Below are 1777 nucleotides of genomic sequence, written 5' to 3'. Positions count from 1 at the left end.
GACTTTTTGTCAATCAAAAAGTACCGGGCATGGGAGTGATCAGGGGGAAAATTCCTGGACTTTTTCCCTGAAAATTAGGTAATTGGCCCCCTCAAAACCGGTAAAACCCCACACCCCACACCCCACACCCCACACCCTGCCCCCAGGAAAAACTTTTTCAGCAGACCCTACTTATTACTGTAGTTTGGTATGGGCTTTTTTCTCATAGGTGCGTTCAAATTTTGTGCGGGTATAATTGGCGGCGATCGCTACTGCCAAAGCCAAAATTGCGAAAATAAGGGCAGTAATTTGATAGATAGACTGATTTGGGGATAAAATTGCCAGTAAAACTAATAATATCCCCATTAAAATCGCAATTTGTTTAGTTTTTACCATGTTTTCATGGGCATCGCTACAGGTGCGACAGTGGACAGTGTGACGAGAATAGCGATCGAGGGGTAAAGGATCGGATAAATCGATCGCCGTTGTCCGCTGGCTGGTGTAGCCTTGATAGTAGGGGAAAGAGTCCCCATAGCGATCGAACCATTGACGTAACTCAATCACCAAGGCATCGGAACTTTTTAAGGGTAAGTATAATTTTTGTAAACTATCTCTTGACTTTTCCACCATTTGCTGCTGACTTTGAATTAAAGGTAGATCATCTTCGAGGATGCGACTTTGACGCAGATGTTCCAACCAGCGCCAACGGTATTGACGGGAGTTAACGGCAAAATTTTGGTAACGTCGCATCAGTAAGCGAGAACGACCTTGACCCAGAGAAATCCCGTATAAAGCCAATCCAGCACACCAATCGGGATTAGGCAGAGAAAAACGATAATGAACGAGATTAGGGGCTATAAAATCCAGATATTTCCAGCTTTCTTGCGGATTGCGGCTATTGCGCCACTGACTGCGAATTCCTCGCGCCGAGATTTCGAGGATTTGGAAGGCTAACGGTTGAGCATTTTCCCGTTTTGCCCCGAATTCGCTGCGATCATGGCTAATATTAACATGGGCGGGATCGAGGAGATTTTCGAGTAAATAGCCCTGTTCATAGGGAAAATCGATGACATAATCGGTATAGACACAATTGGGGTCTTCTAGGTCTTTGATGATAGGAATATCGCTTTCTTTCGCTGTTTCCTCTTCTCCTAACCAAACCCAGAGGACTCCCTGACGTTCCATCACCCTATAGGATTTAACCTTGGCATTGCGGGGAATCGGGGTATTAACTGGCAGTTGGGGAATATGGGAACATTTTCCATCCGTCTCGAACTGCCAACCATGGTACAAACATTCTAAACGCCCAGCGATCATCTGTCCTGTGGAGAGTTTAGCCAAGCGATGGGGACAGCGATCAAGCAAACAGCCCCATTTTCCCTGTTGATCGCGAAATATTAGCAATGGTTGCCCATAAAGAGAGAAAGAGTAGGGATTTTTTTGCCAATCCTGCACGAATAACACAGGATACCAACAATTTTGGTAGTGAAAATAGTCATCCCTAGGCAGGGGTTGAGATTGATCGGCGCTTGTCATGGGGGTGAGAGAGAAAAAATATTGATCATGATCATAATATCGGTGCGGCCAATTGATCTCTGTCTTCCTACTAAGTAGCTGGTTATAATTAAATTAAAAATGGATTTTAGGTTCGATCCCCCCTGCCCCCCTTGATAAGGGTAGGGCTGTTTCATTCTCCCATCAGAATATCAAAAGTAAAAGCGATCACTATCAGGTAAAATGAGGAGTGACCGCCAACCTTTCAAATATATGTTGAGCTTAATAGAAAAACTAAAACAAG

General features: G+C 44.4%; 1 protein-coding gene. It reads right to left on the bottom strand.

What is annotated here, in order from left to right; genetic code table 11:
• Nucleotides 1-174 precede the first annotated feature (174 nt).
• A complete protein-coding gene (locus PX484_RS06335; protein WP_287767933.1) occupies nucleotides 175-1515 on the bottom strand; it encodes an aromatic ring-hydroxylating dioxygenase subunit alpha in 1341 nt (446 codons plus the stop codon).
• Between the last annotated feature and the right edge of the window lie 262 nt (nucleotides 1516-1777).

This window comes from Microcystis sp. M49636_WE2, from assembly GCF_030065375.1.
Lineage (GTDB): Bacteria > Cyanobacteriota > Cyanobacteriia > Cyanobacteriales > Microcystaceae > Microcystis > Microcystis aeruginosa_C.
The sequence above is the reverse complement of the archived record's forward strand: the minus strand, read 5'-3'. Positions and strand labels throughout refer to the sequence as shown.